Origin of the sequence: Gordonibacter sp. (assembly GCF_036667095.1) — a bacterium.
Taxonomy (GTDB): Bacteria; Actinomycetota; Coriobacteriia; order Coriobacteriales; family Eggerthellaceae; genus Gordonibacter.
Genome location: NZ_JAVWUP010000384.1, coordinates 336 through 1,145 on the forward strand (window position 1 = coordinate 336; position 810 = coordinate 1,145).

At 62.8% G+C, this 810-nt stretch carries 1 protein-coding gene; it reads right to left on the reverse strand.

The features are described from left to right. A partial coding sequence (locus RR842_RS14790) for a molybdopterin-dependent oxidoreductase (RefSeq protein WP_332730330.1) occupies positions 1 to 810 on the reverse strand: 810 nt, incomplete at both ends.

An 810-nucleotide genomic window follows, 5' to 3' on the forward strand; every position in this document is an offset into this window, starting at 1 on the left:
GAGGGCGTGTCCAAAGGGTTCTTGACCGGGTCGGTACGAAAGTCTTCGAGGCCGATGGCGGGTTCGACAGGGCGCTTGTAGATGCCCTGTTCTTTGATCTCGCTCCACGAGGGCATTTTGCCGTCGGCTTGGGCGCCCTGCTCGTAGAGGTACTGCACCCATTCGTCGTGCGTGCGGCCTTCGGTGAAGGCGTCCTTCTTGCCGAACTTGTCGGCGATGTCTGCACAGACGTCGTAGCTGGAGCGGCACTCTCCCGGAGCCTCCTGGGCCGGTCCGCCCACCACGACGGCCGTGTAGTATTCCGAGTAGCCCTGGGTCTGCATGTTCAGCTGCTCGGAGCGCATGGCGTCGGGCAGCAGGATATCGGCGTATTTGGCCGAGTCGGTCATGACCGTGTCCCATACCACGATGAACTCGCATTTGCTCTCGTCTGCGAGCAGGTCGTGGGTCATATTGATGTCGCCGTGCTGGTTCGTCAGGCAGTTGCCTGCATAGTTCCAGATGAACTTGAAGTCGTTGTTCAGCTTGTCGGCCCCCACGATGCCGGCATTCGTGGACGTCATCTGCTTGCCGTGGTCGACGGCATTGGCCCACTGGTACACGGGGATGGCGGTTTCGATGGGGTTCTCGAACGGCAGGCCGCCTACCAGGTAGGTCGGAGGCTCCGCTTCGCGCTGTCCCGTGTTCGTGCCGGGCAGGCCGATCTTGCCGATGAGCACGGGCAGCATGCAGATGGCGCGGGCGGTATCCTCGCCGTTCGTGTGGCGCTGCGATCCCCAGCCTTGGCAGATGAAGGGCGCCTGCGCTGCG